Annotated in this window: 6 protein-coding genes; 4 read left to right on the top strand and 2 right to left on the bottom strand. The window is 61.1% G+C overall.

What is annotated here, in order from left to right; all coding sequences use genetic code 11:
* The coding region (locus G3N94_RS17470; RefSeq protein WP_205793875.1) for a DUF3619 family protein at positions 1–192 on the bottom strand (192 nt) is incomplete at its 3' end.
* The gene (locus G3N94_RS17465) at positions 189–752 is read right to left on the bottom strand and encodes an RNA polymerase sigma factor (RefSeq protein ID WP_124602551.1); all 564 of its coding nucleotides are present in this window, start codon (positions 750–752) and stop codon (positions 189–191) included. The genes G3N94_RS17465 and G3N94_RS17470, both read right to left, overlap by 4 nt.
* A gap of 350 nt (positions 753–1102) precedes the next feature.
* Here G3N94_RS17465 and G3N94_RS17460 point away from each other — a divergent pair, with 350 nt between their 5' ends.
* The 4 genes from G3N94_RS17460 to ltrA all read left to right on the top strand — a co-directional run bounded on the left by G3N94_RS17460 (position 1103) and on the right by ltrA (position 7427).
* Positions 1103–2866 carry an acetolactate synthase 3 catalytic subunit gene (locus G3N94_RS17460; protein ID WP_205793874.1) on the top strand — a complete coding sequence of 588 codons (1764 nt, stop codon included), beginning with the start codon at positions 1103–1105 and terminating at the stop codon, positions 2864–2866.
* Between the two features lie 109 nt (positions 2867–2975).
* Positions 2976–3467: an acetolactate synthase small subunit gene (gene ilvN, locus G3N94_RS17455; protein WP_205793873.1), complete on the top strand. Its 492-nt coding sequence runs from the start codon at positions 2976–2978 to the stop codon at positions 3465–3467.
* 95 nt (positions 3468–3562) lie between these two features.
* Complete coding sequence (gene ilvC, locus G3N94_RS17450) at positions 3563–4579, top strand: ketol-acid reductoisomerase (protein WP_205793872.1); 1017 nt, start codon at positions 3563–3565, stop codon at positions 4577–4579.
* A 1135-nt stretch (positions 4580–5714) separates the two neighbouring features.
* A complete protein-coding gene (gene ltrA / locus G3N94_RS17445) occupies positions 5715–7427 on the top strand; it encodes a group II intron reverse transcriptase/maturase (RefSeq protein ID WP_205793871.1) in 1713 nt (570 codons plus the stop codon).
* Positions 7428–7494: the final 67 nt, after the last annotated feature.

Below are 7494 nucleotides of genomic sequence, written 5' to 3'. Positions count from 1 at the left end.
GCCTGCGCCGGCCAGCGCGGGCACGAACACCGGCACCGTCGCGGGCTCGGGTTTCTTGCGCGCGAGCGCGGCCTGGCGGGCGGCGGCCAGGCGATCGGTGGTGGCGGCGGGCAGCGCGGCGGTACGCTCATCGAGCGCGCGGCGCACCTTCAGCGCGAATTCGAGTTCTCGGTTTTCGGGAGCGGAGCTCATAGCGTGATTCCTTTGGCCTTGAGCGCTTGCGCCAGGGTGTGGGTGGCTCGCGAGCAGTGCGTCTTGACGCTGCCTTCGGAGCACCCCATTGCGGCGGCAGTCTCGGCGACATCCATATCTTCCCAATAACGCATCAGGAACGCTTCCCGTTGACGCGCTGGGAGTTTCTGGATTTCTTCGTCGATCAGGGCCAGAACCTGCTCCCGTTCGAGCTGGTGCTCGCTGCTCTCGACGCCCGGCGTCTGGTCCGCCGATTCGAGCGTCTCGAGGGGGTCGAAGTCGTCGTCGTCCGTATTGTTGAGCGACGAAAAGAGCGTGACCCAGGTGTTGCGGACTTTCTGGCGGCGGAACCAGTCGTGGATCGCGTTCTGCAGGATCCGCTGGAACAGCAGCGGCAGTTCGGCAGGCGGGCGGTCGCCGTATTTCTCCGCCAGCTTGATCATCGCGTCCTGCACGATGTCGAGCGACGCATCGTCGTCACGGACCGCGTACGCAGCCTGCTTGAACGCGCGCCTTTCGACGCCCGCCAGAAAGTCGGCGAGTTCCTTGTCTGATGCCATTCCGTGAAGGTATGCGCTGCGAGCTGCTGCGTGAAGAGGGTCGAAAAATTTCGTAAAACCCGCGGATGCTAACAAATTTTCGCGATGCTTGGCACCGCATTGGGGGCCGCGCGTTGCGCGCGAACCGCGGCGCAGGGCCGTCCGAGGGCGGCGATGATGCACTGCGGGACATTTTGCTTGACGGCGCTCGCACGACCCGCTATCGTCGTCCGTTCGCAACATAAGTGATGGTCTCATTTGAGGCTGGCCCAAGAAGCCCGCCCTTCATCTGGACGCGCCGCTTGAACCCGAGCCACAAGCCCGGCAGAGAGCACCCGATCAATTTTTTGCCGAAAATTCGAAAGGTCAAAATGAACATGCCCAGCGCGGAATTCTCCACGTCGGAACCCCTTTCCCCTCCCGATAGCGACTCCATCGGCGCCACCGTGCTCATGAAGGCACTGGCCGACGAAAACGTCGAATTCATCTGGGGCTACCCCGGCGGCTCGGTACTCTACATCTACGACGAGCTTTACAAGCAGGACAAGATTCAGCACGTGCTGGTGCGCCACGAACAGGCGGCCGTGCACGCAGCCGACGCATATGCGCGTTCCACCGGCAACGTCGGCGTCTGTCTCGTGACGTCCGGCCCCGGCGTCACCAATGCGGTGACCGGCATCGCGACGGCCTATATGGATTCGATCCCGATGGTCGTGATCAGCGGCCAGGTGCCGACTGCGGCGATCGGCCAGGATGCATTCCAGGAGTGCGACACCGTCGGCATCACGCGTCCGTGCGTGAAGCACAACTTCCTCGTGAAGGACGTGCGCGAGCTCGCGGAAACGGTCAAGAAGGCTTTCTATATCGCCCGCACCGGCCGTCCCGGCCCCGTGCTGATCGACATCCCGAAGGACATCTCGAAGACGCCGTGCCAGTACGAGCCGGTCAAGAGCGTGTCGCTGCGTTCGTACAACCCCGTCACGAAGGGCCACTCGGGCCAGATCCGCAAGGCCGTGTCGCTGCTGCTGTCGGCCCAGCGCCCGTACATCTACACGGGCGGCGGCATCATCCTCGCCGACGCGTCGCGCGAGCTGAACCAGTTCGCGGACCTGCTCGGCTACCCGGTCACCAACACGCTGATGGGCCTTGGCGGCTATCGCGCGTCGGACAGGAAATTCCTCGGCATGCTCGGCATGCACGGCACGTACGAAGCGAACATGGCGATGCAGCACTGCGACGTGCTGATCGCGATCGGTGCGCGCTTCGACGACCGCGTGATCGGCGATCCGGCGCACTTCGCGTCGCGGCCGCGCAAGATCATCCATATCGACATCGACCCGTCGTCGATCTCGAAGCGCGTGAAGGTCGACATCCCGATCGTCGGCGACGTGAAGGAAGTGCTGAAGGAGCTGATCGAGCAACTGCAGACGGCCGAGCATGGCCCCGATACCGAAGCGCTCGCGCAATGGTGGAAGGACATCGAAGGCTGGCGCGCGAAGGACTGCCTGAAGTACGACCGCGAAAGCGAGATCATCAAGCCGCAATACGTGGTCGAGAAGGCGTGGGAGCTGACGGACGGCAACGCGTTCGTGTGTTCCGACGTCGGCCAGCACCAGATGTGGGCCGCGCAGTTCTACCGCTTCAACAAGCCGCGCCGCTGGATCAATTCGGGCGGCCTCGGCACGATGGGCTTCGGCCTGCCGGCAGCGATGGGCGTCAAGATGGCGCACCCCGACGACGACGTGCTGTGCATCACGGGCGAAGGCTCGATCCAGATGTGCATCCAGGAACTGTCGACCTGCCTGCAGTACGACACGCCCGTGAAGATCATTTCGCTGAACAACCGCTACCTCGGCATGGTCCGCCAGTGGCAGCAGATCGAATACAGCAAGCGCTATTCGCATTCGTACATGGATGCGCTGCCGGATTTCGTGAAGCTCGCCGAGGCGTACGGCCACGTCGGCATGCGCATTGAAAAGACTGCGGACGTCGAGCCGGCGCTGAAGGAAGCGCTGCGCCTGAAGGACCGCACCGTGTTTCTCGACTTCCAGACCGATCCGACCGAAAACGTCTGGCCGATGGTCCAGGCCGGCAAGGGCATCACCGAGATGCTGCTCGGATCGGAAGATCTGTAACGGCGCGACGCGCGTGGCCGCGGGCGGCCGCCTTCACGAAGGGCGGCACGGCACGCGGCAGTGCGCGGCGCGGGCCAATCGACACGGACATATTCTGGAAGAAGCGAACATGAGACACATCATTTCCGTCCTGCTGGAAAACGAACCGGGCGCGCTGTCGCGCGTGGTCGGTCTGTTTTCCGCACGCGGCTACAACATCGAAACCTTGACGGTGGCGCCGACCGAAGACCAATCGCTGTCGCGGCTCACCATCGTTTCCATCGGCTCCGACGACGTGATCGAACAGATCACGAAGCATCTGAACCGCCTGATCGAGGTGGTGAAAGTGGTGGACCTGACCGACGGTTCACACATCGAACGCGAGCTGATGCTGATCAAGGTACGGGCAGTGGGCAAGGAGCGCGAAGAGATGAAGCGGATGTCGGATATTTTCCGGGGCCGCATCATCGACGTGACCGAGAAGACCTACACGATCGAATTGACGGGCGCGAGCGACAAGCTCGACGCATTCATCCAGGGGCTGGACGCGAGCGCGATCCTCGAGACCGTGCGCACCGGCAGCTCCGGCATCGGACGCGGCGAGCGCATCCTGAAGGTGTGATGCCGAACAGGCACGCCGGGTGCGCCGTCATGTCCCGGCCCGCAGTACTCCAATTGAACGAATTGTTGAATTTTTGAATTAGCGAAGGAACCATCATGAACGTTTTCTACGACAAAGACGCCGACCTCTCCCTCATCAAGGGCAAGCAAGTCACGATCATCGGCTACGGCTCGCAAGGCCACGCACACGCGCTGAACCTGAAGGACAGCGGCGTGAACGTGACGGTCGGCCTCCGCAAGGGCGGCGCGTCGTGGAGCAAGGCCGAGAACGCCGGCCTCGCGGTCAAGGAAGTTGCTGAAGCCGTGAAGGGCGCCGACGTCGTGATGATGCTGCTGCCGGACGAGCAGATCGCCGACGTGTACGCGAAGGAAGTGCACGCGAACATCAAGGAAGGCGCGGCGCTCGCATTCGCGCACGGCTTCAACGTCCACTACGGCCAGGTGATCCCGCGTGCCGACCTCGACGTGATCATGATCGCGCCGAAGGCGCCGGGCCACACGGTGCGCGGCACGTACTCGCAGGGTGGCGGCGTGCCGCACCTGATCGCGGTTGCGCAGAACAAGTCGGGCGCAGCGCGCGACATCGCACTGTCGTACGCGGCAGCGAACGGCGGCGGCCGTGCCGGCATCATCGAAACCAACTTCCGTGAAGAGACGGAAACCGACCTGTTCGGCGAGCAGGCCGTGCTGTGCGGCGGTACCGTCGAGCTGATCAAGGCCGGTTTCGAGACGCTGGTCGAAGCGGGCTACGCGCCGGAAATGGCGTACTTCGAGTGCCTGCACGAACTGAAGCTGATCGTCGACCTGATCTACGAAGGCGGCATCGCGAACATGAACTACTCGATCTCGAACAACGCCGAATACGGCGAGTACGTGACGGGCCCGCGCGTCGTCACGGAAGAGACGAAGAAGGCGATGAAGCAGTGCCTGACCGACATCCAGACGGGCGAGTACGCAAAGAGCTTCATTCTCGAGAACAAGGCCGGCGCCCCGACGCTGCAGTCGCGCCGCCGCCTGACGGCCGAGCACCAGATCGAGCAGGTCGGCTCGAAGCTGCGCGCGATGATGCCGTGGATCGCGAAGAACAAGCTCGTCGACCAGTCGAAGAACTAAGCAGGATCTGCGCTTGCGGCCCTTCTAGTGGAGGGTCGGTATCAAAAAGCCGCCCGAAGGCAGCAGTGCCCCGGGCGGCTTTTGCTATCCTACGGGCTTTGGTGCGACGCGAGTCGCAACGACTGTCGGCGATGAGCCGACCTATTGGTGACCTTTGGTCACCCTTGTGAGAGGTGGGAACTGGCAGCAGTACGCTGGAACCTACCGGTGGCGAGGGGCGGTTGAAACTGACCGTCCATCGCATTGCATTGGCCTGATTACCGTCAGGTCCCGCATAGTTAGCGGCTTCAACTCCGCTAACAAAGCGGGTTGGTGTTTGCAATATCCCTGTAGCTTCCGGATGCAGGGACGCGATCTTAGTCGAGCGAATGCTCGGTGTGTCATTGTTTTACCTCGCCGGAACATTGGTGAGGGAGGAAACCCGTTGTACGACCAACGGTAGCCTAGGAGGACATGCGTCACTGGTAACGGTGGGGTGTGAAGCTCTTCCAACAACGTAGCCCCCGGAATTTTCGGGCATGCACGTGCCGTGAGGTGCGTGTGTGGCGACTCCTAGCAGCGATGGGGTCAAGGAGCAAGGCTGACCGACATGGTTAACGTATGTGAACTGCTGATAAACCTCGTAAGTAGTGGAAGTGCCTAAGCTGCTGTCAGGCATGAACCAAAAGGTGTGCGGTCGGATAACCCGCTCAAAGCTCGGGTTACGTCGTCGTTAGACCGTCGGGGGAGAGGCAGAACCTAAATCGGTCGTGTGACATGCCGGGAACGCGGTAAGCCCGTATCGCTGCCAACGCTGTAGGGTTGGCAGGCGAACCGTGAGGGACGCTGTTAGCGGTGCGGGTATGGGACGACGGAAAAAGCAAATGTCGGGCTGTAATGGCCCGGATAGAGGTTGAGACATTACCTCACGCGAAAGCGGGCAGACTTCCGTCTGGTCTACCGTCGCAAGACGGCTGACTGACCTTTTGACTTGGAGCAACGCGGGCACATGTGCCCGCTTGCAAGTACCAGTTCGAAGTATGGACGCACGTGCCCATACCTAGAACGAGAGTGGTTCCCCAGTGGGGCATATCTGCCCCACTGGGGCAGCTGTGTCCCTACTGGAGGGCTGATCACCCCAAGGTAGGAGAGCAGCATGAGAGTATCCGTTCGAAAGGACGGGTCTGCGCTTTCCCACGCGCCGGACCACTGGCACGCCGTAAATTGGCGTCGTGTGGAACGGAACGTGAGAGGGATGCAGATTCGAATTGCGAAGGCGACGCGGGAAGGTGACTGGCGCAGAGTGAAGGCCCTGCAAAGGATGCTGACCCGCACGTTGTCCGCAAAGTTGTACGCGGTACGACGTGTTACGCAAAACCAAGGTGCGCGAACGGCTGGAGTCGATCGCGAACTGTGGGACACGCCTGAGAGCCGATGGGAAGCTGTCGGCAAGTTGAAGCGGCGCGGATACAAGCCTCTGCCATTACGGAGAGTCTTTATCCCCAAAGCCAATGGAAAGTTACGTCCTCTGGGCATACCGACCATGCGGGACAGGGCGATGCAAGCCCTGTACTTGTTGGCTTTGGAGCCGGTGTCGGAATCGACGAGCGATCCGAACTCATATGGGTTCCGAAGTAATCGCTCGACGGCCGACGCTATGTCGCAGTTGTTTGTCTCGCTGTCTCAGAAGGCTTCGGCCCAATGGGTCTTGGAGGCAGACATCAAAGGCTGCTTCGACTACATCAACCATGATTGGCTGGTGAACCATGTCCCAATGGACAAGGAGATCCTTCGGAAGTGGTTGAAGGCTGGCCTGATTTACAAGGGACAGCTGCAGGCAACAGAGGCCGGTACGCCACAGGGAGGCATTATTTCCCCGACGCTGGCCAACGTGACGCTGAACGGGTTGGAACGTGAACTTATCGAGCACTTGCGTGCGCGATTCGGGATCGCGAAGGCCAAGAAGTTGAAAGTGAATGCGGTGCGGTACGCGGATGATTTCGTGATCACCGGCGACTCGCAAGAGACGCTGGCCAGCGAAGTCAAGCCTTGGGTGGAAGCATTCCTTGCGCAGCGAGGGCTGCAACTTTCCGAGGAGAAGACGCGCATCGTGCACATTGACGAAGGCTTCGATTTCCTCGGGTGGAATTTCCGGAAGTACTCGGGAACGCTACTCATCAAACCGAGCAAGAAGAACGTGCAGACGTTCTATCGCAAGGTTGCGGAGACGATCAGCGGCAACAAGGCGGCAAAGCAGTCGGACTTGATTCGATTGCTAAGCCCGATGCTACGAGGGTGGGCGCAGTATCACCGCCCCGTGGTGGCGAAGCAGGCGTACAGCCGCATGGAGTCTTTGGTCTTTCAGAGGCTCTGGCGGTGGTCGAGGAGGCGGCACCCGAAGAAGAGGGCCGATTGGGTGAGAAAGAAATATTTCCACACTGTCGGAACTCGACACTGGGTATTCGCTGTCCGAGCGGTTCGTGAAGACGGCAGTCAGGGGCTGAATGAGCTGTACCACCTCAGTGGTACGGAAATCAAACGGCACAAGAAGATCAAGGGCGGATACAACCCCTTTGATCTGGAGTGGGAGCAGTACGGCGAGCAATTGCGGCAGGAGCGGATGGGAGACACCATGCGCTACCGAAAACAATGGGCGAGCCTGTACATGTCGCAGGGCGGGTTGTGTGCGCACTGCGGCTGTGCCCTATCGGACGAGACGGGTTGGCACGACCACCATCTGGAATACCGGATGCATGGCGGCACCGATGCTCTGTCTAACCGGGTTTTGCTTCACCCCGACTGCCACCGGCAGGTGCACGCCGGTAAAATTGCGGTAACTAAGCCGGTCCGACCCCAGGTCGGGCTTTGATATACATGTAGGCTCGAGCCGTATGCGGGGAAACTCGCACGTACGGTTCCTAGGGGGCCCCTTTTCC

The organism is Burkholderia sp. Ac-20353, assembly GCF_017104785.1.
Taxonomy (GTDB): Bacteria; Pseudomonadota; Gammaproteobacteria; order Burkholderiales; family Burkholderiaceae; genus Burkholderia.
This window is presented reverse-complemented; position numbering and strand designations above follow the sequence as displayed.

What these genes read in the sequence shown, in the direction of transcription:
- G3N94_RS17465 (WP_124602551.1), bottom strand. Translation starts at nt 752, where the DNA reads ATGGCATCAGACAAGGAACTCGCCGACTTTCTGGCGGGCGTCGAAAGG.
- G3N94_RS17460 (WP_205793874.1), top strand. Translation starts at nt 1,103, where the DNA reads ATGAACATGCCCAGCGCGGAATTCTCCACGTCGGAACCCCTTTCCCCT.
- ilvN (WP_205793873.1), top strand. Translation starts at nt 2,976, where the DNA reads ATGAGACACATCATTTCCGTCCTGCTGGAAAACGAACCGGGCGCGCTG.
- ilvC (WP_205793872.1), top strand. Translation starts at nt 3,563, where the DNA reads ATGAACGTTTTCTACGACAAAGACGCCGACCTCTCCCTCATCAAGGGC.
- ltrA (WP_205793871.1), top strand. Translation starts at nt 5,715, where the DNA reads ATGAGAGTATCCGTTCGAAAGGACGGGTCTGCGCTTTCCCACGCGCCG.